The sequence below is a fragment of the Hungatella sp. genome (genome assembly GCF_046966825.1).
In genome coordinates this window covers 1-22,174 of the sequence record NZ_JBKVCZ010000052.1, presented here as the reverse complement: position 1 = coordinate 22,174, position 22,174 = coordinate 1, and the positions used below count along the sequence as shown (strand labels likewise).

Annotated in this window: 19 protein-coding genes; all 19 read left to right on the top strand. The window is 45.4% G+C overall.

What is annotated here, in order from left to right; genetic code table 11:
* Positions 1–132: 132 nt before the first annotated feature.
* Complete coding sequence (locus tag ACLTD4_RS16765; RefSeq protein ID WP_321005845.1) at positions 133–1,125, top strand: LacI family DNA-binding transcriptional regulator; 993 nt, start codon at positions 133–135, stop codon at positions 1,123–1,125.
* 109 nt (positions 1,126–1,234) lie between these two features.
* Positions 1,235–3,142 carry an alpha/beta hydrolase gene (locus ACLTD4_RS16760; protein ID WP_181988608.1) on the top strand — a complete coding sequence of 636 codons (1,908 nt, stop codon included), beginning with the start codon at positions 1,235–1,237 and terminating at the stop codon, positions 3,140–3,142.
* A gap of 4 nt (positions 3,143–3,146) precedes the next feature.
* Positions 3,147–3,797, top strand: a complete 651-nt coding sequence (locus ACLTD4_RS16755) for a hypothetical protein (RefSeq protein ID WP_117622296.1) — start codon at positions 3,147–3,149, stop codon at positions 3,795–3,797.
* 17 nt (positions 3,798–3,814) lie between these two features.
* The gene (locus ACLTD4_RS16750) at positions 3,815–4,303 is read left to right on the top strand and encodes a hypothetical protein (RefSeq protein ID WP_147335885.1); all 489 of its coding nucleotides are present in this window, start codon (positions 3,815–3,817) and stop codon (positions 4,301–4,303) included.
* 174 nt (positions 4,304–4,477) lie between these two features.
* Positions 4,478–4,789: a hypothetical protein gene (locus ACLTD4_RS16745; RefSeq protein ID WP_002600228.1), complete on the top strand. Its 312-nt coding sequence runs from the start codon at positions 4,478–4,480 to the stop codon at positions 4,787–4,789.
* Between the two features lie 435 nt (positions 4,790–5,224).
* Complete coding sequence (locus ACLTD4_RS16740; RefSeq protein ID WP_002600227.1) at positions 5,225–6,220, top strand: LacI family DNA-binding transcriptional regulator; 996 nt, start codon at positions 5,225–5,227, stop codon at positions 6,218–6,220.
* Between the two features lie 31 nt (positions 6,221–6,251).
* A complete protein-coding gene (locus tag ACLTD4_RS16735) occupies positions 6,252–7,658 on the top strand; it encodes an ABC transporter substrate-binding protein (protein WP_321005844.1) in 1,407 nt (468 codons plus the stop codon).
* A 58-nt stretch (positions 7,659–7,716) separates the two neighbouring features.
* Positions 7,717–8,595 (top strand): sugar ABC transporter permease, encoded by an 879-nt coding sequence (locus tag ACLTD4_RS16730; RefSeq protein WP_320930411.1) that lies wholly within the window; start codon positions 7,717–7,719, stop codon positions 8,593–8,595.
* 6 nt (positions 8,596–8,601) lie between these two features.
* Complete coding sequence (locus ACLTD4_RS16725) at positions 8,602–9,450, top strand: carbohydrate ABC transporter permease (RefSeq protein WP_321005843.1); 849 nt, start codon at positions 8,602–8,604, stop codon at positions 9,448–9,450.
* A gap of 37 nt (positions 9,451–9,487) precedes the next feature.
* A complete protein-coding gene (locus ACLTD4_RS16720) occupies positions 9,488–10,849 on the top strand; it encodes a glycoside hydrolase family 32 protein (RefSeq protein WP_321005842.1) in 1,362 nt (453 codons plus the stop codon).
* A 12-nt stretch (positions 10,850–10,861) separates the two neighbouring features.
* Positions 10,862–11,707 carry a shikimate dehydrogenase gene (gene aroE, locus ACLTD4_RS16715; protein WP_242352945.1) on the top strand — a complete coding sequence of 282 codons (846 nt, stop codon included), beginning with the start codon at positions 10,862–10,864 and terminating at the stop codon, positions 11,705–11,707.
* Between the two features lie 176 nt (positions 11,708–11,883).
* Complete coding sequence (locus ACLTD4_RS16710; RefSeq protein ID WP_321005841.1) at positions 11,884–12,261, top strand: BlaI/MecI/CopY family transcriptional regulator; 378 nt, start codon at positions 11,884–11,886, stop codon at positions 12,259–12,261.
* Between the two features lie 5 nt (positions 12,262–12,266).
* Positions 12,267–13,982: a M56 family metallopeptidase gene (locus ACLTD4_RS16705; protein WP_321005840.1), complete on the top strand. Its 1,716-nt coding sequence runs from the start codon at positions 12,267–12,269 to the stop codon at positions 13,980–13,982.
* Positions 13,983–14,190: 208 nt separating this feature from the next.
* On the top strand, positions 14,191–15,567 hold the full coding sequence (locus ACLTD4_RS16700) for an ABC transporter substrate-binding protein (protein WP_321005839.1): 1,377 nt from the start codon (positions 14,191–14,193) through the stop codon (positions 15,565–15,567).
* Positions 15,568–15,648: 81 nt separating this feature from the next.
* Positions 15,649–16,530: a sugar ABC transporter permease gene (locus ACLTD4_RS16695; RefSeq protein ID WP_321005838.1), complete on the top strand. Its 882-nt coding sequence runs from the start codon at positions 15,649–15,651 to the stop codon at positions 16,528–16,530.
* Positions 16,530–17,360, top strand: coding sequence for a carbohydrate ABC transporter permease (locus tag ACLTD4_RS16690; RefSeq protein WP_320930418.1), 831 nt, complete (start codon positions 16,530–16,532; stop codon positions 17,358–17,360). Before ACLTD4_RS16695 ends, ACLTD4_RS16690 begins: the two co-directional genes overlap by 1 nt.
* Before the next feature lie 102 nt (positions 17,361–17,462).
* Entirely contained in the window at positions 17,463–19,199 is a 1,737-nt protein-coding gene (locus ACLTD4_RS16685) for a sensor histidine kinase (RefSeq protein WP_412331429.1), read from the top strand.
* Positions 19,196–20,713, top strand: a complete 1,518-nt coding sequence (locus ACLTD4_RS16680) for a response regulator (RefSeq protein WP_321005836.1) — start codon at positions 19,196–19,198, stop codon at positions 20,711–20,713. The genes ACLTD4_RS16685 and ACLTD4_RS16680 overlap by 4 nt, the downstream gene beginning before the upstream one ends.
* A gap of 2 nt (positions 20,714–20,715) precedes the next feature.
* On the top strand, positions 20,716–22,174 hold a 1,459-nt coding region (locus tag ACLTD4_RS16675), incomplete at its 3' end, for a family 20 glycosylhydrolase (protein WP_412331428.1).

Below are 22,174 nucleotides of genomic sequence, written 5' to 3'. Positions count from 1 at the left end.
TGCTGTTCGCAGTTCGGGACAACGTTTTTATAATACAGTATGCGGGGGGAGGGTTGAATTGTGAATTATTCTATTGTACAATTAGCTACAATATGAAAGCTTTTTGAAACAACACATGACAAGGAGCAGCTAATGACATTAAATGAAGTAGGCAAGATGGCCGGCGTTTCAAGAATGACGGTATCCAGATATTTTAATGGTGGATATGTCGGCGAGGAAAGCAGGGCGAAAATAGAAAAGATAGTACAGGAAACGGGATTCAGGCCGAGTGCACAGGCAAAAGCGCTGAAGACGAGGAAGACGGAGACGATCGGCGTTATGATCTCCTCTCTGGATTCTGCGCTCCTGGTAAATGTGATCAATTTGCTGCATGCCAGCATGGAAGCAGCAGGATATCAGATTCTGATCATGCGTTACCTACAGTCCAAGCAGCTCTTGATCCAGCAGATTAGAAATCTGATTGCAAAGGGCGTGGATGGTCTGATTGTTTCTTTGGTAGTGGCAGATGACGAGATTAAAAAAGAATTGGAATTATGTCCGGTTCCAGTAGTCTGCTTTGGTCCTATGGGGCTGGAAGGTATCAGTAGTGTGATTCATGATGATAACAGCGGCCTGGCGTTGATTGTGGATGAGCTGGTAAAACGTGGACACAAAGAAATCGGATGCTTGGGACCGGATTTTGATTCACAGATGTCAAGTGTTCGTATCTCTGCCATACAGTGTGAAATGAAACGAAAGGGGCTGCCTGTTCGCAAAGACTGGTTTCTTCAATGCAGGGACGATACAGCAACACATTACGAGATAGGGAGGCGCCTGGCGGCAGAGGTGATCAGCCTGCCTTCCATGCCAACTGCCATGATTGCATTATCTGACCAGATTGCAATCGGAGCACTTGCAGTATTAGCAAAAGCCGGAGTTAAGGTTCCCGTACAGTTGGCGATCACCGGATATGGTAACATCGATGTGGGAAGCTTTCTGAATCCTGCATTGACAACGGTTGATATGAACTTACAAGAAATAGTAGACAAAATAACTTTCCTTCTTTTGGAACAAATTAACAAAAATCAAAAAATTGTAGAAAAAGTCCATGTAAAACCTTTACTGATTATGCGTGAAAGTATATAATAAAAACATAAAATATGTGAACGTTCACATATAGAACCTAACGGGAGTAGATCCGACTCCCGTTTCATTTAAAGATATGTGTGAACGATCACATAAAAAGGAGGAAAACATGAAAGGTAAGAGCTTGAAAAAGAAAGCAGTACTGTTGTTGGTGAGTCTGATCATTATGATCGGTACTGCATGGGGAGCACGGGGGATTGAGTCACAGTTTGGAAATGTCAGTGTAAAACGGATTTATTTTAATAATGATGATGGGTATCGGATGAGCGGAATCCTTTACCAGCCGGTAAATGCGACTTCGGAAAATCCGGCGCCGGCAATTGTTACATCACATGGAAACAACGGGTACACAGCGGCAATGACATCATATAATGTGGAATTGTCGAGACGCGGCTACGTAGTTCTCGCACTGGAGATGGAAGGCCATGGCAGAAGCGAATACGTGCCAGATGAACTGGGGGATGGGAGTTATGGAGGAATTGCAGCGGCCGAATATCTGATGAACCTGGATTTTGTCGACCATTCTCAATTAGGAGGGACAGGGCATTCCAAGGGGGCGAATGCAGCGGTCGGTATGGCAAAAAAGTATCCGGATAGTGTAAAGGGAATCTTATTAAACGGTTATATCAGTCCTTCTATTACAGGCGGCGGACTGGACGAGTCTCTGATCCATACCAATGTGGCACTAAATATGTCACGTTACGATGAATGTGGTCAGGACCTGCTGCATCATGTGATGGGAACAGAATGGAATTACGATTATTTGAGAAATAAAGAAGTGGCAGCCGCTTTGTTTTCAGAGACCTGGGGCGGGGCAGAGATCCTGAATCTTGTAAACGTGGGGTGCGGCAGCTGGGAGGATGGAACAAAACGTATTTTCTATACCATAGAAGACTGCACGCATGTGACTACCGTTAACAGCAAAAATGCAGTTAAAAATGGACTTGATTTTTTTATGAATTCCATGAAGGCGCCAGTTCCCATTGACAGCTCCAATCAGGTCTGGGGATTGAGATTTTTATTCGGTACAACGGAGATTATAGGAATTGTTATGTTGTTTTTATCCCTGGCGAATCTTCTTTTCCTGTGGAAACCTTTCGAGAGTCTGGAACAGAGGGAGACAAACGGGACTGCTGTTATGACTGGAACGCGCAGCATATGGTACAGGATTTGCTTTATAACTTTATTTACAGTGATACCGGTTCTTACGTTTGTTCCCTGCTATGTATACGGGGAAAACCGGGTGAAACAGTCTGCATTGTTCCCCTTTAATCCCAGCTCCTTTGGTTATTTAATCTGGACAGTGGCTAATGCGCTCTGTATGCTGGTAATCTTTATTATCTGGCATTTTGCCTATGGAAAGAAACACGGCGGAAATATGGAAGTCTATGGCTGGAAGGTAGGGAAAAATGCCTCTGAAACGGCAGTATACATAGGAAAAGCTGCACTATATGCGGTATGTCTGATTGTACCGGTTTTTGTGATTATGGCTGTCACAGAAAAGGTTTTTACTGTTGAAGCTGCCTCGTGGATATTTAATATCAGAACGTTTTCACTGGACAGACTGGTTTATATGATTCAGTATTTTATTCCGTTTTTTGTTAGCTTTTTAATTGGAAGTATTGCATTTTCGGCAATTTTAAGAGATGATAGTATGGAGGAGGACGGCAGAAAACAGATGGTTAAGAACCAGATGATCGGTATCCTGCAGGCAGTCGGCGGGCTGACAATCATGTATATCATATGGAATATGGTTTATTTTGTATCGGGAAAACCGTCCTTCCTTTACAGGGAGACTCCGTATGTGATGGGAAACGCAGGCTTTATGTGTATTTGCTTCTCGTTGATACCGATGTTTGGAATAAATGCGATTCTTTCCACCCATATGAGTGTGAAAACAAAACGAATCTGGACAGGTGCTTTTGTATGCGCGCTGTTTATTGTCTGGATTACGTTTGCAGGGCAGAGTATGGCATTACCCAGCACTCAGAGTGCGGTAGGAGCATTAGCCGGTTAAAATTATGAAAACTGTAAAAAAGTACGGCAGGGTATGGACAGCGGCGGCAGTACTGATGCTCTATTTTACAAGTGTTGTCAATCAGCTGCTAAGCTTTGTCCTGCCGCTGCAGTTTGAAAAAATGGATTTTCGTATTGCGGCCTTGGGACTGCAGTTAAGTTTTTTTTCAGCAGGGGCCCTGTTTTCCAGAGTCCTGCTGCTAAATTTGATTCGTGAAGAGAATATGAAAAAGTTTGCAGCGTTTGGTCTTGGATTGATGGCAGTGGCATGCAGCGGTTTCCTGTTGTTTACGGAAGCCATTCCCGCCATGCTGTGCAGAATTCTTCAGGGCACTGCTTTCGGTATTGCCAGTTCGGCGGTACCGTCAGTTGCAATGAGATTCATCGAAACGCCGGAAAAGTCTGTGGGACTGATAGGAATTGCTTCAATTATGGCGTCCCTTACTGGCCCGTATCTGGCGCTGGAAATCGTGAAGCGCAGTCCGGAGAACGGGTTCAGGCTGGTATGCCTTTTGGCAGTATTAGCCGCTATGGCTGGTTTTCTCCTGTGTATGTGGATACCTGCAGCAGAAAACGGGGGAAATGCAGTTGAAAAACAAAAGAAAGGTCTACCTGGAAAGACAGCTGTGTACCTTTTTTTACGGCTTCTTTTCTGATTTTGTGTAACTGCTACATGGCATTGCTGACTGTTTTCGCAGATAGTGAAGGCAAATTGAAGGAGGTGGTTATCTTTTTGGTGGCTTCTTCGCTTTCTTCCATACTAATTAGAACATGTCTAAAAGAGGTCATGAAGACCCAGAGGAGACTGCATGGGCTTCTGTTTTTTGGAGCAGTACTTTACTGTGCAGCAATGTTGTGGGTAGGTAAGACGCCAGGACGCAGTTCATTTCTTGCCGGCGGCACCGCTGTGGGGTTCTTTTCCGGGATTATAATGTCCTGTGCTCATCTGGATATTTTAAGGCTGGATGATAAAGATTCGGCTCACGCAAACACACTCTTTTACTGTATACAGGATATTGCCAACATTTTATGTGGAGTTTTATGGGCATTAGCCGCATCCTGGCTGGGGTACGGCATGAGCTTTGTATGGAGCGGTGTGGGGATATTAGTTATCTGTGGGGCATATATTCTTTTTAGAAAGAAAGTGGTGCTTAGAAAATAACAGGACTGTGAACTGCAACTAACAGGTCGAAGAAGAGAGTATAAATTGTCAGGACTTATTGTAAACACCTCCGTAATTGTGTAAAGATATCAGGCATTTTATTCACAATTAATTACGCAATGCAGTACCAGTTGACACACTGAGGCAGAGCAAAGAATACAAGAAGGAGGGGCTATGTGGAATTATACCAAATGTACGGCAAAGGACAGAATCGAAAAGTTGAACAGGCTGACAGATGCTTTCCATGAGGAGGCGGACTGTCTGGAATACCTGTCAGAAGTACAGAACTGTATTAACAGCACACAGACAACCATGGTATTGCTGCAGGATCTGGATGCCAATATCATGATAGAAATGGACTATGTTCCGGTTAATAACTATTCGTTTCATGTGGTTTGTATCGGAGAAAACGGCATAAAGACACAGGGAAGGCCATGTAAAAATGTAGAGCAGGCGGTGCGGCAGTTTTTAGCGAATATCAGTTGAATGGTTGACTTATTATATATACCATCTGCCAGTTCCAGGTTCTTACATCGGAAGCTGTCAGAAAAAATGGAACTGCTCAGGATCAAAATAGAAAAAGCTGTCCGATTAAGGGCAGCCTTTTCTATTTTCTTATCTAAGAAAAACATCTGAATAATTCTCTTATATATGATATAATTATTCCAATAATTTCCATAAAACACTCCAGGTATTGGTTTTAACGCATGTTTCGAGAATAATTATTTTAAACAATGGTACGCTACTTACAAAAATCATAGTTTGAAATGTACAATATGTACAAATAATATAATATAAAATATATAAATATTGACAAATGCAGCAGATGAGAATATAATTATATACATAAAAGAAATAATTATTTAATAATATCTAATAATTATTTCTTGAGTAACTTCTGCTGCTGGAAAGGATGCGTTTATGAGTAATATTAAAGATGTGGCAGCATTAGCCGGAGTATCTGTTCCTACTGTTTATAAAGCCTACAGCAATACGTATTTTACCAGCCCTGAGATCAGGGAAAAAGTATATGCAGCTGCGAAAGAACTGGGATACGTACCTAAGACGGTAAACAGAACAGGGGGAAAGGAAAGCAAAAGGACAGTGGCGTTGTTTTTAGATGAGATTGTGAACCCGTTTTACAGTGCCATGGTGAGGGAGACCTCCAAGGAACTGGAACATAAGGGATACCAGCTTGCTGTTATGTACAACAGCAACAGTGCATCGGTGGAACGGGAGAACTTTGAAGCAGCCATTGCTCATAAGTATGACGGCATTATTTTCGTGCCGTCTCCGGAGGGGGACGGGGAGCTGATAAAACAGCTGAACGCAAAGCGGTTTCCACTGCTTCAGCTGTTCCGGACAGTCTACCCCGATCTGGACACACTGCTGATTGATGATGAGCTGGGAACGTATCTGGCTGTGAAGCACCTTCTTCAAAGTGGCCATAAGAAGATCATGCTGATCAGTAAGACTAATCCGGCTCTTGTCAAGCGGGAGGTTGGATACGCAAGGGCATTTGCAGAGGAAAGACTGGAAATGGATAATGAATGCCTGTACCTAATGAGCTACGCGGACTGTGCCAAAGAGATGATCAAGGAAAAGATTCACGCGGTGCAGCCCACTGCAATTCTGTCGGTTGGAGAATCCACCAGCATCAACGTCATCCAGGCGCTTTCCGAGATGAATTTGTCCATACCGGACGATATCAGCTTCATTATTTATGATGATCTGCCCTGGACAGCGGTTTACGGCATCACTACAGTGGCACATTCTTACGAGTCCATCGGCAGGCTCATAGCAGAGATGATTGACGGCCAGTTCAACAAAAGGGAAAACGGATCAGGAGAGCAGCCTGCAAGGCTGGTGCTGGACCCGCGGCTGGTAGCGAGAAAATCGGTCAAAATACTGCTGTGATAATGCCTGCCAAATCATTTGGAGGTATTTTATGAAGAAGAGGTATTGGAAGAAAGTTTTGGTATTGGGGTTGACTGTATCATCAGCACTGTTGTTTGCAGGCTGCGGAAAGGGGAATGAGGCAGCGGGTACAACAGCGGAGCAGCCTTCCGCAGCAAATCAGGCAACTGCAAAGGCGGTACCTGAAAGCAAGACAGAGGAAGGCACTGCCGGTAACGATGGAGCAGCAGACAAGGCTTATAAATTTGTATTTGCTGAGCATGTAGCGAATGTAGAAGAGCAGGCGCCTCAGGTATATGCCGTGGTACAGGCATATATGAAGGAACATCCGAATGTAACGATTGAACTGCAGGGGACCTCTTCTGACGATCAGATACGTAATATTAAGATGGCGGCACAGAATGGTTCACTTCCTGAACTGTTCTGGATGGAGCAGGGCGGAGCAGTAGAGATGGCAAATGCGGGATATCTGGCCGATTTATCGAAAGAAATTAATTCCGATCAGGCGTTCATGGATGGCTTTCTTCCGGGGATGTTGGATTCTCTGAAGATTGATGGCAAGATTTACGGCATTCCATGTGAGCTTCAGTCCAATGGCATATGGCTGAACAAAGCATTATTTGACCAGTATGGCCTGGAACTGCCTGTGACTTATGATGAGTTTATCCACTGCGCTGAAGTGTTCCGCTCAAACGATATTATCCCAATGGCACAGGGAGCCAAAGATACCTTCACTGCATGGGCGTTTGAAAATATGCATTGCAGATACGGCTTTTTCGACCATATAGACGACATTATCGCAGGAACGGATAAATGGCAGAATGATGATTACTTAAAGTTTTACAACAAGCTTGCTGATATGCGTGATAAGGGTGTATTTCCTGATAATGTGACTACTATGAGTTATGATCAGTCCGTGGAGGCCTTTATGGGGGGAAAGGCGGCTATGCTCAACTCCGGTGTATGGGATACCAAGAAATTCGATCAGAGTGATCTGGCCGGATCCATCTACTACTGGTGGGGACCAACGTTCAGTGACGGAATTGGCAATCAGAATGTATCCATGAAGGCACCTGCTCATCCTTACTGCGTTTCTGCTAAAGTACAGAAAGAAGATCCGGAATTGTATGTGGTCATTGTAGATTTCCTGAAGTTTTATTATGGGGAGCAGGGAACCGGAATAATTGCAAGAGATAATCAGAGTATTCCAGTCACAAAGTATGACGGTGAGATCGACAAGGAGAAATACCCGGTATTTGCAAGGGTTATGGAAAAGATGAATGATGACTGGGAAAGCCCGGCGGCATGCCCTGATATGTATATTCCTGGTCAGCTTATCAATCAATACAGAGAGAGCATGATCGGTGTAATTAACGGAATTTATACACCGGAAGAGGCCCTCAGCTATATGGACGAACAGCAGAGCACAATCCAGTAACAATTTCTGGCGCTGCCAGTCATGGCAGCGCCATTTCTGACTCAAAAGGAGAGACGGTATGCATTGGTTCAGTACCAAAAAGACAAAAATACTGATGATTGCACCGGCAGTAATTCTATTTCTGCTGTATATCATTATTCCGGTCTTCATGGCGTTTTATTATGGATTTACTAATTTTACGGGAATTGGAAAACCTGAATTTTTGGGTTTACGGAACTACATAACGCTGTTTTCAGATAAGATATTTTATATTGCATTGAAAAACACGGGACTTGTCCTGACGATGTCTCTGCTTCTCATAGTTCCCTGCTCCTTTGGATTATCATTGCTGTTTGCCAGGAAGATGCGGGGCGGAAAGCTGGTAAAAGCCTTTTGCTTTTCCCCGAATATTATCAGTCCTATATTAATTGGCCTGATCTGGGTGTTTATTCTGGATCCCAAGATTGGACTTATCAACGCATTTCTACGGTATATTGGCGTGTCTGCCCAGCCGGAATGGATTGGAGGGAAAACTCTGACACCATACTGTGTAGGCGCTATTTTCCTCTGGCAGACTCTGGGCTATAACGCCACCATATTTCTGGCAGGTATTAAAATGGTGCCACAGGAACTTTATGAGGCGTCGGAAATTGACGGTGCAGGGAAGATGCAGCAGCTGATCTATATCACATTTCCTATGATCAGGCAGACCATTATTATAGTTATGCTTCTGGTGATTACAGGCTGTTTCAAAATATTCGAGATCGTCTATCAGTTGACTGGCGGTGGTCCGAACCACATGTCGGATCTGCTGGTGACCTATATGTATTATTCCACATTCACATCCTCCAGGTATGGATATGGCATGAGCATTGCATCGGTGACATTTCTGATTTCTGCTCTGTTTGCGGTTATCTATCTCTATGTCACGAGAGAACAGGTAGGAGAGGAGGAGTAAACTGCCATGTTGGACGAAAAAAAGAAAAAAAGGATTGGAGCGGCAGCATTGTCTGCGGTTACTGTATTAATTACAGCGGTGCTCATGATTCCATTCCTCTGGCTGGTGGTGCTGGCCTTTAAGACGAATACTCAGATTATGAATGAGCCGTTTGCGCTGCCTGAGTCGCTGAACTGGGACAATTTTAAGAACGCACTTGCTATTCTGCCTCTTGGAAGTATGTATAAGAATACGATTATTATCGTGGTCTTTACCCAGATACTCTGTCTGGTGGTGACTTTTATGTGTTCTTTCGCATTGACCAGACTGAAATTTCGCAGCAGGAAGCTTCAAAACGGAATTTATTTATTCTTGTTGTCGGGTCTTATGATTCCCACCTATATTCTGCTGTTCCCGATTTACAGAATAAATATTGCCCTGAAAATTGTTAATAAGTATCTGTCTGTCATACTGCCTCTGGCGGCCTCATCCGTTTCTTTTAATACGTTGTTGTTTGTCGGTTTCTTAAAAGGATTTTCCAGGGATATAGAGGAGGCGGCTATTATTGACGGCTGCAGCCTGACGAAGCTTTGTACGTATATTACCATTCCCTTAATCAAGCCAGTCCTGGCTACAGTTACCGTATTCAATGTGCTCTATGTATGGAATGAATTCCCGTTGGAAGTTACCCTGATCCAGAATCCAGCCATGCGTACAATTTCCATGGGTGTTTCCATGTTCCGCGGAAAATACAGCATTGATTATGGCGGACTTGTGGCAGGAGCTCTGCTTATCCTTGTACCTCAGCTGATATTCTACGGATTTTTCCAAAAGTACGTGGTGGGAGGTCTGACTGCTGGAGCGGTTAAGGGCTGAGTGCATAAAAAATCTTATAACAATAAAGGAGTTTACGATGAAACACAGACCAAGTTATCATTTTCTGCCTGAAAAGAACTGGATGAATGATCCAAATGCAACAATTTATTTTAAAGGGGAGCATCATCTGTTTTACCAATATAATCCCACGGACTGGCACTGGGGGAATCTTCATTATGGACATGCTGTAAGTAAGGATCTGCTTCACTGGGAACATAGACCGATTGCTCTGTATCCGGCTCTGGACAGGGGGGAGACACACTGTTATTCCGGATGCAGCTATATCAATAACGGTCAGATAGAACTGCTTTATACCAGCGTTGGTCAGGGAGAAAGATGTCAAAACAGTGGTTCCCAGCAGTGGGCGGCCACGACAGAGGACGGCGTAACCTGGAAACAGATACCGGAAAACCCGGTTATGAGAAACACGGATGCTCCGGGAAAACGGCTGACAGAGTGGCGTGATCCTTTCGTATTTCGGTGGAAAGGAAAAATATACTGCCTTGTTGCGGGGATTGTAGATGAAAAATATGGTGCCGTACATCTGTACACAACGAATGATTTTCGGTCATGGACTTATGTTAATGAGTTTTTTCGCAATACGTGTGCGAAGGAGGTTATGGAGTGCCCCAACCTGATTGTTTATGGAGATAAGGTGTTGTTTATCCATTCGATATGGGACATTCGTGTTCTGCACTGGTTTGTGGGTACCATTACGGACGATGGGAAGCTGGAAGTTTACAATCAGGGAAGTGTAGACTATGGTGATTTCTTCGCATCCCAGATATCATTCGATGAGAAAGGGCGGACTCTGATGTGGGGATGGCTTCGGGAAGATCCCAGGAGAGGACTTTTTACCGATGGAGAATGGTCCGGTGTCCAGGCAATTCCAAGAGTGATATGCATTAATGAGGAAAATGAACTGGTTCAGGAGCGTCTGCCGGAATTCGAGACTCTGCGCCGCACGGATGAAGAGGTCCAACTTCAGAATTTTACCGGTCGATATGAATGTAAAACAGTATCCGGCACGGCGGAAATAGAAGGAACCATTCAGTCTGACGATGTGTTTTCATTCCGTTTTCTGGCGGACAGCGATGGACAGGAATATACTGATGTCATCATTAACCCACGGGAAGGTACTTATTATGCGCCGATGGAGGATAGCAGCCTGATTAAATCCGTAGATAAAAGGCCGATTTTGGGCTGTTTCAGACGGAAAAAAGATGGAAGTGTTCATGTAGATATCCTGATTGACAATTCTGTAGCAGAGATTTTTATCAATGGAAGTTCTGCCATGACGCTTAGAATCTATCCTCAGATGGAGGGAGGCCGGATGTCTGTTGAAACGAAGGGGCTTATAGCAGATGCAGAGATCCATGTCTATGAAATCGGGTTATAAGGGGGAAATAAGATGAAAGAATGTTTCAGAATACCTACTACAGGTGCGTTTGGCGATCCGATTGATGAGAATCCTTCAGGGGCTATGATGGAAGCCGGCTTTCGAAGTACGGGCTTGAACTGGCGCTACCAGCTGTTTCGCGTGCCGGCCTGTGACCTGCAAGATGGGCTGGACGGCATCAGGGCTTTGGGATTTTCCGGGCTGAACCTGACCATACCTCATAAGATTACTGCGGTCTCTTATATGGAGGGGCTTTCGGAAAGCGCTGCTCTCATAGGGGCAATCAATACGATTTTGGTAAAAGAAGGAAAACTGTACGGGGAAAATACGGATGGAAAAGGTTTCGTTATCGGACTTCGTGAGAATGGCATTTCTTTGGCTGGCAAACGACTTGTCATCCTGGGGGCGGGAGGCGCCGCAAGAGCGATCAGCGTGGAATGTGCGCTGGCAGGGGCCGTTCATTTAACAATCATCAACCGGACAGAGGAAAAAGGCAGAGAGCTGGCTGCCCTGATTACAGAGAATACCAGCTGCACCGCAGAATTTATAAAGTGGGTGGAGAAAGTCAGAATTCCGGTGTGTGATATTCTGGTAAATGCCACAAATATCGGCCTGTACCCAGATAAATCACTACCGGATATCGATTACGATACCATTAATCAAAACATGGTAGTACAGGACATCATTACGAATCCGGCATATACGCCATTTCTGCAGAAGGCCGGCGAACGGAGAGCCCATATACTCGACGGCCAGAGCATGCTCATCTATCAGGGAGCCCTGGCGGTTGAATTGTGGACGGGGAGGAAGCCCGATCCGGAAGCAATGAGGAAGGCGCTGATCGAAAGTTTTACTTAGAGTGGAACTATCATAAAAATACAACGCAAAAGGTGCTGAAAAATCTCTATATCATCGGGATTTCTCAGCACCTTCCCGTTTCCCCAGCCTTTTCATTAAATTCCTTGACACATGGCGTACAAAATGTTATCATAAATTTAGAGTACAGCATGTAATCTAAGATGGAGATGAAAAATATGCAGCAAATATCAGAATATGAATTGATACTTATGAAAATCATTTGGAACAACGGCGGAACGGCGTTGTATGCGGAGATTGTCAGGGCGTTAGAGGACAAAGGCACCCCCTGGACAAAAAATACGATCATTACTTTATGTTCTCGGTTGGCCAGCAAAGGCTTTTTGAAGACGAATAAGATAGGACGCAGGAATGAATACACAGCTGTTGTTTCCGAGGCAGAGTATCAGGAGGTACAGACGCAGGATTTTCTCGAAAAGGTCTATGAATGTGATGCGAAGGGGCTTGTAGCCACGTTGTTACAAAAGGACTTGCTTTCCTGCGAGGACTATGAGGACTTAAAACGCCATTGGGAAAAAGGAGGCAGTCACAAATAAACGAAATGATAAAACTAATTTTGTCACTATCTCTTTCCGGGTCTATCCTTTTTTTCATTCTGTTCCTTTGCAAACCTTTATTTCGATCGAAAATGAGCAAGACCTGGCAGTATTATATTTGGCTCGCCGTAATTGCCAGACTGCTGCTCCCCTTTGCACCGGAACATAATCTTGTGGGAGGCCTTTTTAGAAACTATGATTACGCAGCCTCACAATTAGAACGGAAAATGCTTCCTGAATCTGGTGTTGCGTCGCTGCAGGGAACGGATCTCTTTCCAAATACTTTCCCCGGTGACAGTAAAGCCGGGGATGAAGACTATTCCCCGGTGAAGGTGATGAAATATGGTCTTCTGATACTGATACGTAATTTGGGCCTGGTTTGGATGGTAGTCGCTCTGATCCTGTTAATACGGAAGATTACAATCTATCAGAGCTTTATAAAATACGTAAAAGCCGGTTGTACTCCGGTAGACGATATTAATCTTTTGGAGCAGTTTGGAAAAGAGGCAGAAGACGCAAAAATCAATGTCCCGGTGGAACTGTATACAAACAGCCTCATATCATCTCCCCTGCTGCTTGGCTTTTTCCATCCCTGTATTGTGCTGCCGGGAACCGATTGTTCGGATTTAGAGTTTCAATATACCATAAGACACGAGCTGACGCATTTTAAGCGAAAAGATATGTTTTATAAATGGCTTATGCAGACGGCGGTATGTCTGCATTGGTTTAACCCCTTCGTGTACCTGATGGCGCGCGATGTCAACCGTCTGTGTGAATTATCCTGCGACGAAGTTATTATCCGGCATTTGGATGAGAACGCTATGCGGGACTATGGGAATACCTTGCTGGGTGCGGTCAGACCCAAAGGAAACTACAAAAATTCGCTTGCCTCTGTTACATTGAATGAAAGCAGGGAGCTGCTGAAAGAAAGGCTGGACGCTATTATGAATTATAAAAAACAATCAAAGATGATTAAAGTATTATCCTTTATCATGACACTTACGATCTGCCTTGGCGGAGCATTTACCGGCGTTTACGCCGCTGCTCCGAATCCGCTGCCGGGAAATGCCACCGGACAGGATACCGCAGAGACAGAAGAGGAGGTCGTCTTTCATCTGGCGAGTAATGGACATAACGGCATTACCAAATCGGACAGCTTCGAGGCAGAAGACGATCAGATTTTAACCATAACGATTCAATCTGACATCAAAGGCGGTTCCGTAGATTTGTTTCTCTTCTCACCCGATAGCAAGGAACAGCGCATTACCATTAACGATTCTGATGAGACGGAAACAATTACGCTTTCTGCCGGCAGATGGGCTTATAATTGTACCGGATTCTTTCAGAGCGGCAGTATCACCATTCGCGGCACAGTTCCCCGCAGTCATGATAATGGCGATAGTCCCGGCAAAACGGCAGCAGAAATGGAGAACAGCAAAGGGACTGTCATAAATCTGAGTAATGGTAAGCAAAACAGTATTACCCGCTCAGGCAGCTTTGATGCGAAAGACGATCAGGTTTTAACTCTTTCCATTCAGTCTGATATTAAGGGGGGATCCGCAGATATCATTCTATTTTCGCCCAATCATGAAGAACAGCGTATTACGGTCACTGACAGCGATATGACAAAAACGATCGCGCTTTCAGCCGGCAGATGGGCTTATAATTGTACCGGATTTTTTGAGAGCGGAGATATTACGATTACTGGCAAAATAGAATAGATGGAATTCCGTGTCGTCCTGTTGAATCGGCGGCGGTCTTGAAAGTAATTAATTTCAAGGCCGCTGTTTCTTGTTCTTAGTCCCTGCCGCATTTTTGTCAGAAGATAAACATGTAATTTTTTTCCATACCGCATTTAACTTTTGTACATTTACGGCAGAGGATTCGGAATGGTATCATAAATCTATCAAAGAGACAGGAGGAAGTTACATGAAAAAAAGTGTATTTGCAATTGCAGCAGCGTGTATGGTGACGGTGGGAGCTTTAGCAGGATGCGGCGGCCAGGGGAAGGACACAGCAGCAGAGGTTCCGCAGACAGAATCAGTTAAGGCTGAGGCTTCGAAGGAACAGCAGGAGACACCGGCAAAGGAAGCCGGCAGCAAAGAAAAGGTGGTCGTGACAGCCCTGATTCAGCAGTCCCGAAACTTCGAGGGCCTCCAGAAAATGATTCAGAAGCTGGAAGAGGAAGAGAATATTAAGATCGATGCACAGATCGTGCCGGATGATGAATCTCTGAACATGATTAAGATGAAGCTCAATTCAGGAGAGTGCCCGGATATCATTGATTATAATGTCCCGGCCGTGTACGATATCATTGATCCGGCATCTAATTTTGCAGACATGACGGGCGAAGCCTGGACAGACCGTCTGATTATACCGGGGAACGTAACGGCCAAGGATGGAAAGATTTATGGATTCCCGTTCCTTTCCGTACCGGGACTTCATGGATTTATCTACAATAAAGATGTGTTTGACAAAGCTGGTGTTGAGGTACCTGCAACCTGGGATGAGCTTCTCGCTGCCTGTGAGAAAATAAAGGAGAGCGGGACAACACCGATCTTTATGCCGAAAGATACCTGGGTTCCGCAGATACTCATGACAGACAATTTTGCAAAAATCCTTGGAGCGGACGGCTGTAAGGATTTTGCCGACAAGATCCTGAAAAACGAAACAAAGTGGAGCGATGTTCCGGAATTCGCCGAGGTACTGGACAAATATCTGGAATTATATCAGAAAGGCTACGTAAACAGCAATTTTGCATCCGCAACCTACGATGATGCCATTGCGGCTGTGGCGGACGGAACAGCCGCAATGCACTTTAACGGAGACTTCTTTGCGTCGTCTGTCCTGGAGGCAAATCCAGAGGCCAAAATCGGTATGTTCCCTGTCTCTATGAAGGAGGGCACGGACGTTATCACCGAGAATATGTCTTCCGCAGGATTCGTAGCATATAAAAATTCCGAGAATCTCGATGTCGTGAAAAAGATCTTTGATCTGTGGTCCACACCGGAATATGCAAATCTCTACTTTGCAGACCGCCCGGCATTCCCGGCATTCCAGGATGTAGACGGTGGCAAGGTTCCGGATTACCTGGCTGAGATTAATGAAAACTATATCAAAGAGGGAAAAGCGATCCCAGAATTCAATTACTACGTAATGACATTAAATCCGTTGTTTGAGAGCAGCTTATACGTTTACTATGTGGATGCTCCGGCCAAAGGAACTATGGATGGAAAGGCCGTTATGGAGAAATTCCAGAAGGATTATGAGCAGTATATGAAGGATCAGGGAGCGGAAGGATTTTAAATAAGTAGTTTAAGGATCGGGTGCTGCGGGCTGTGAAGGCAGAGCAGCGCCCCTTCTTTGATTAACAGGAGGTTTTACTGTATGAACAGAAAGCTGCGTTCAAAAATATATCCGATGTGGATCGCTCTTCCGGGGGCGCTTGTATATACCGTTTTTTTTGTAGTGCCGATTATTATTGCATTCTTCTATTCCTTTACGAACTGGAATTTGGACCGTATGGATTCACCGCAGTTCATAGGTCTTCGCAACTTTATCAATCTGTTCCAGGATGAAGTATTTGCCCGTTCCATATTTAACACACTGCTGTTTGCGTTTACGACCACACTGTTTAAAACCGTAACGGGGCTGCTGATTGCGCTTGTGGTTGTAAAGCGTTTTCGCGGCAACAGCATATTCCGGACCCTGTTCTATCTGCCCTGTGTGCTGAGCTGCATGATCGTGGGCCTTTTATTTACCGGGATTTTAAAGCAGGATGGTCTGGTCAATAACCTGTTGGCTGCCGCGGGGATGGGGCAGTTGGCCAGAGACTGGCTGGGCAGCTATGGAACCGCGATGTTCTGGATTATCTTTATTGAAGTCTGGATGTGGGCGGGATTCAGCATGTTTCTTTTTATCTCAGGCTTAAATGCAATCTCCGGTGAGTATTATGAAAGCGCCCAGTTGGACGGAGCCAGTCCGTGGCAGCAGTTTTGTCACATTACGCTTCCCCTGCTGGCCCCATCCTTTACCGTTGTAACAACGCTGAATATCACCGGTGGTTTAAAGGTATTTGATCTCGTATACTCCCTTACCGGCGGAGGACCAGGGTTCGACACTCAGGTTTTAAGCACTTATACGTACCGGGCGTTCGGAATGGGGCTTCTCGGGAAATCCAGCGCCAGCGCATTGCTGTTGTCTGTCGGAATTGTGATAATCACATTTTTATTAAACAGACTATTAAAATCAAGGGAGATTGATGTATAATGAAGATATTCTGGATACGCCATAGAAAAAAAATAATACCTTTCCTGATCTGTCTTGTTCTATGTCCGGTGTTTCTGATCCCTCTGATTATGATGATTCTGGGATCGTTTAAGACTCAGGGAGAGGCACTGCATATGGATTTGAGCCTGCCGTCACAGTTTCAGTTTGAGAATTATCTGCATGTGATTCAGACGGGGGAGATTTTAAGGGGCTATAAAAACAGCCTGATTGTGACGGTGTGTTCGGTCGCCATTGTTATTATACTTGGCTGTATGACGGGAATTATAATTTCCAGACGGAACGATAAAAAAGCCGGCGCCCTGTATTACTATTTTGTATTTGGGCTGACAGCCACCATGCAGATGGTGACAACCTATTTTATGATGATTAAAATGAATCTGTATGGAAGTTATATCGGTGTGATTCTCGTCTTCGCTGCGGTGAATCTGCCATTTGCGGTCATGACCTTTTCCAGCTTTGTGACTGGTGTGCCTAAGGAGATCGACGAAGCGGCGATCATAGATGGCTGCAATACATTTCAGTTGATATTTAAGGTGCTGCTGCCGATCCTGAAGCCGGTCATGATCACGAACCTGATTATTGCAGCCATCGGAATCTGGAACAATTTCCAGGTACCCCTGTATCTGATGAGCAGTTCGAAACGAACGACGATTCCGATGATGATCTTCAATTTTTATGGCCTGTATTCCAGAAACTGGAATTACGTCTTTGCCGCGCTTGTTATTACCGTGCTGCCCATCGTCATCCTTTATCTGGCTCTGCAGAAATATATCATAGAGGGGATGACAGCCGGAGCCGTGAAGGGGTAGTAAGAACCGAAAAGAAAGGTTTTTATGCTGAAAAAAGTAAAGTTCCAATCGAAAATGATTTTTTTTCACATAGTAATAGTTCTCTTTGTATCAGCCGCCCTTATGGGAATCTTTTACCGGTATGTGGTGGATGCCATAACGGAACGGACAAATGATGATTTTGAGGTAATCGCCACCAGCGTTGCCGACAGACTGGACAACCATCTTTATAATATGGATAAAACGGCGCTTCAGATAGCCGCAAATCCCAATATCGTGAGTGTCTTCCAAAAGGTGGACCAGGAGCCGGACAGCAATTTTTTTATCCGGGAGCCTCTCATTGCTTCGGAGGTTATCAAGCTGCTGAATTCTTATAATTTTAAGAAGGACGGGTATGCCAGAATCTGTCTCTATAATGATGAGCATGATTTTGTCTGTACGGCGACAACTGTTACGACAGCGACCGGAACAGAGGCTTACTTTTCGGGAGAGGAGTATGCAAAGATACGCGATTTCTTCAGGCAGGAGGACAGCTTCGTTTGCTTCGTTCCGCCGCAAAACGATGTGCTGAACGATACCGGTTTATCTGAAAAAATGTATTTCTCCGTTGTCAGACAGATTAAGGATTACTCTTCCAACAGCTTAAAGTGTGGATATGTGGAAGTGCAGGAATTTGCAGAACGGCTGGATGAAATGTTTTATGGGATAGGGAAAGATATTAATTCCGTAATCCTAACGGACGAGGGGGAGGCTGTTTACCGGAGCTTCGGCTCCGAAAGCGGCAGGACCGAGAGCAGACTGGAAGCAATGATCCAGATGGCGTCAGAGGGACGGCTGACCGACGGGGATAAAAGTGTACCAGGCCGGTATGTGTGCAGCAGAAAACTGCGGAACGCGCCGTTTACCATTCTCTTCGAAAAACCGGAGAATGTGCTGATGGAGCCGCTGGCTCAGTTTAACCGACTGATGATTCTGGGAATGCTGCTGATTCTTATTACTGCGATTGTGACGGAAATTCTGATTGTGAGGAAGCTGTCAAAGCCGTTGACGGAGTTGAACCGTTCGATCAAAACGATCTCACTGGAGCATTTCCGGATGGACGTTGCAGGTTATGAAAGCAGCGATGAACTGGTACAGATCAAGAATGCTTTTAACGCGGTATTGAGCCGGATGAAGGAGTCTGTGGAACAGCAGTACGCCGCGGAGACGAATGAACTGAAATCCCATTTATTTGCATTGCAGTCTCAGATGAATCCCCATTTTCTCTATAATATTTTGGCGATTATCTCCATGGAATCACAGGCAGACGGCAATAAGAAGGTGGAAAATATCTGTTCGCGGCTCTGCAAAATGCTGCGTTTTACCTCATCGATGGAAGATGGATTCTGTACGATGGAACGGGAAGTTGAAAATGCGGTTAATTACATGGAGCTGATGAAGGAACGGTACGAAGACCTGTTCGAATATGAGGTTCATATGGACCAGGCGCTGTCCGCTGTCCGGATACCAAAGCTTATGATCCAGCCTGTCTGTGAAAACTGTTTTAAGCATTCCTTTAAAAACACGGAACCGGTATGGAAAATCAGGCTCCTGGTTTATGCAGAGGATGGAAAATGGTTTATAAAGGTTCATGACAACGGAACGGGATTTGCGGAAGAGTACTTAGATGAATTTGGAAGAATGAAAGAGAACTTAACCTTTAAAAATGTGAGGGAGAGCCTGGAACAGATATCGATCGGCGGGCTTTGCATCCCGAATATCTATATGAGGCTGATGATATGTTATGACAGGAATTTCGAATGCCGGTTATATAACGATGAGGAGGGGGCAGTTGTGCTGCTTGGAGGTGAATTGGAATGATTAGGGTCCTGATTGCGGAAGATGAATTACCTCTGCTTCGCGGCATAAAAAAGATGATCGAGGGACTTGATCCTGAATTTTCGGTAGTGAAATGCGCAAAAAACGGCAGAGAGGCCATGGAATATCTGGAAGAGCAGCAGGTGGAGGTGGTTTTTACCGATATTAATATGCCAATGGCGGATGGAACAGAGATTCTAAAATACATATATGAAACGTGCCCCTCCACGCTGGCGGTAGTGATAAGCGGTTACCGCGATTTTTCCTATGCACGGAAGGCCCTCCTATACAATGCTAAAAATTATCTGCTGAAGCCCGTGGACAGAGAAGAACTGGCTTCGCTGCTGGCTCAGATGAAGGAAGAACTAAGGCAGAGGGCGGGGGCGGAAAAAAGCAGGATTCTGACAGGGATACTGTATGAAGGGACTCCCTGTGAGGCGGGGAACGCGTTATTTGAGACGGTATATCCCGTTTATCTGATGGCCGGCGCGTTTAATTCCAACAGTCTGGAGGAGATGACGCCGGGGAATGTGTACTGGAAGAATCATGACTTAAAACAGATCGTTTCCCTTGTGACCAGACAGGAGAAGGGGATATTCTGCTTTTTCGGAAAGGCGATGAATGAACAGATTCTTCTTCTGGAGGGGTTAAACGAGCCTGATATGGCTGGAATCGCAGAATCAATTCTATCGCTGCTTCCTCCCCGTATTTCGATAACCATCTGCTATGGAAATGCCATTACAGATATCAGTCAGGTGCAGGAGAGGCTTGGCGCACTCCGGGCGGAGATAAAGGAAAAATGTATGTTTGGCGTATCATCTGTGACAAACGCCCTGCCGGAACGAAGACCCTTCACACTTGCTGCGTCAACGGAATCCGCCATCTCCTTTGCCGTAAAGAAAGACGATTTTGCCGAACTGAAGGGGATTCTGATGAATGTCAGAGACCAGATGAAGCTGTTTCGAGTCACGCAGACAGAGCTGGAACGGATTTTGCAGAAGCTGTTTCTGATGGCGGCAGTCCATTCTGCAGAGCGAAATGAGCCGGAGGAAAATAATACATTTCCGGATATTGCGGAACTTCTTTCCTCTGCTGCGGATATGGATCAGGTGTTTGATGAATTTCTCCTATATGTGAAAGACATGAGCATGGGAAAATCGGCGGAGGAAGGAAAGAATCTGATGCGGGAGGTAGACGAATACATTCTGGCTCATTTGGATGCACAGATTACGACGAAGATGCTGGCTTCCAGATTCGGTCTGGTTTCACCGTATCTCAGCAGACTTTTTAAAGCGTATAAGGGCCTGACGCCGTCGCAGTACATCCAGAATATTCGTCTGAACAATGCAAAGGAGCTGCTGACTGTGTATCCGAATATTACTTCAAAGGATATTGCGGGGATGGTAGGATATCAGGACCCTCTGTATTTTTCCAAAATATTTAAGAAAAATACGGGAATCTACCCGTCGGAATACCGGGCGGTGTATCAGGAAGAAAAAAAGAAAGGGAAGGACTAAAAATGAAATTTCGATTGGATCAAAGTGCGGCAAATGTAAGGGAAGGGCTGGAGCTGCTGCTTGAGGAGCGGGGCCATGAGCTGGGGACAGAAGGGGAGAGCACCCCTGTAAGGGAACAGCCGGTCATCTGCTGGGAACAGGAAGGAGAACATGAGATTTCAGTCTCTTTGAAACATGGCGTCTTAACAATCAGATGCAGGGAAAAGGTCCATTTTTTCAGAGGGTTTATGAAGGCGCTGGAATATCTGGGGACGCATGCGGCAGATTCAGAATTAGAGCTGCAGGAATTAGAACTGCGGGAAAGTGCCTGTTTCCAATCGTCGGGGGCAATGCTTGACTGTTCCAGAAACGGCGTATTAAAGGTCGGGAAAATAAAAGAGTACATCAGACGCATGGCCTCCCTGGGCATGAATCTGATGATGCTGTATACGGAAGAGACGTATGAGGTTCCAGAGTATCCGTATTTTGGTGCTTTCCGCGGACGTTACACGAGAGAGGAACTGAAGTCCTGTGATGACTATGCGGAACTGTTTGGAATCGAGATTGTACCGTGCATTCAGACGCTGGCGCATCTGCATACGGCGCTCCGATGGAAGACCATGCAGGGGCTGACCGATACGCCGGACATTCTCCTTGCCGGCGACGATGAGGTTTACAGGCTGATCGATGCTATGATAAGCAGTGTGTCCTCCGCTTTCCGCAGCAGGCGTGTCCACCTCGGTATGGATGAGGCGCATGAACTGGGCCTCGGGAATTATTTAAATAAAAATGGCTATCAGAACCGCTTCGAGATCATGAACAGCCACTTAAAGCGGGTGCTGTCCATCTGCCGGAAATACGGGATGGAGCCGATGATCTGGAGCGATATGTATTTTCGTCTGAAGTCCCCCAGCGGCGATTACTACGATCTGCCGCCGGAGACCGATTTTTCCGATCTGCCGGAATTTCCGGAAGGCGTAGCGATGGTCTACTGGGATTACTATCACGATGAGAAAAAACACTATGAGAATTATATCAAGCTTCATAAGAAACTGTCAGACCAGACGCTGTTTGCAGGCGGTGCGTGGATATGGAACGGTGTTGCACCGAATTATTCCTGGATGGCGGCGACGCTTATGCCTGCGCTGGATGCGTGCAGGGAGAATGGTGTATCAGAGGTGATTTGTACATTCTGGCAGGACAATGGGGCGGAGACGCCGATGACAGCTGGAAATCTTTCTCTCACAACCTTTGCAGAAGCCTGTTTTTCTGTAGAAAATGGTTTGCAGGACGAAGAACAGAGGGGGAACGGCGATTACATGGAATTTCTCTGGGGCGACGGCAGGGATGCATGGTGGCTTCTGGATCGGTTCGACAATGTTCCCGGTGCCGGTAAGAATAACCGCTACGCGGACAATCCATCCAAGTTCCTGCTCTACCAGGACGTTATGCTGGGCCTGTTCGATGAACAGATTCGTGATC

Coding starts and splice junctions, on each gene's coding strand:
- ACLTD4_RS16765 (WP_321005845.1), top strand. CDS start 133: ATGACATTAAATGAAGTAGGCAAGATGGCCGGCGTTTCAAGAATGACG.
- ACLTD4_RS16760 (WP_181988608.1), top strand. CDS start 1,235: ATGAAAGGTAAGAGCTTGAAAAAGAAAGCAGTACTGTTGTTGGTGAGT.
- ACLTD4_RS16755 (WP_117622296.1), top strand. CDS start 3,147: ATGAAAACTGTAAAAAAGTACGGCAGGGTATGGACAGCGGCGGCAGTA.
- ACLTD4_RS16750 (WP_147335885.1), top strand. CDS start 3,815: ATGGCATTGCTGACTGTTTTCGCAGATAGTGAAGGCAAATTGAAGGAG.
- ACLTD4_RS16745 (WP_002600228.1), top strand. CDS start 4,478: ATGTGGAATTATACCAAATGTACGGCAAAGGACAGAATCGAAAAGTTG.
- ACLTD4_RS16740 (WP_002600227.1), top strand. CDS start 5,225: ATGAGTAATATTAAAGATGTGGCAGCATTAGCCGGAGTATCTGTTCCT.
- ACLTD4_RS16735 (WP_321005844.1), top strand. CDS start 6,252: ATGAAGAAGAGGTATTGGAAGAAAGTTTTGGTATTGGGGTTGACTGTA.
- ACLTD4_RS16730 (WP_320930411.1), top strand. CDS start 7,717: ATGCATTGGTTCAGTACCAAAAAGACAAAAATACTGATGATTGCACCG.
- ACLTD4_RS16725 (WP_321005843.1), top strand. CDS start 8,602: ATGTTGGACGAAAAAAAGAAAAAAAGGATTGGAGCGGCAGCATTGTCT.
- ACLTD4_RS16720 (WP_321005842.1), top strand. CDS start 9,488: ATGAAACACAGACCAAGTTATCATTTTCTGCCTGAAAAGAACTGGATG.
- aroE (WP_242352945.1), top strand. CDS start 10,862: ATGAAAGAATGTTTCAGAATACCTACTACAGGTGCGTTTGGCGATCCG.
- ACLTD4_RS16710 (WP_321005841.1), top strand. CDS start 11,884: ATGCAGCAAATATCAGAATATGAATTGATACTTATGAAAATCATTTGG.
- ACLTD4_RS16705 (WP_321005840.1), top strand. CDS start 12,267: ATGATAAAACTAATTTTGTCACTATCTCTTTCCGGGTCTATCCTTTTT.
- ACLTD4_RS16700 (WP_321005839.1), top strand. CDS start 14,191: ATGAAAAAAAGTGTATTTGCAATTGCAGCAGCGTGTATGGTGACGGTG.
- ACLTD4_RS16695 (WP_321005838.1), top strand. CDS start 15,649: ATGAACAGAAAGCTGCGTTCAAAAATATATCCGATGTGGATCGCTCTT.
- ACLTD4_RS16690 (WP_320930418.1), top strand. CDS start 16,530: ATGAAGATATTCTGGATACGCCATAGAAAAAAAATAATACCTTTCCTG.
- ACLTD4_RS16685 (WP_412331429.1), top strand. CDS start 17,463: ATGGGAATCTTTTACCGGTATGTGGTGGATGCCATAACGGAACGGACA.
- ACLTD4_RS16680 (WP_321005836.1), top strand. CDS start 19,196: ATGATTAGGGTCCTGATTGCGGAAGATGAATTACCTCTGCTTCGCGGC.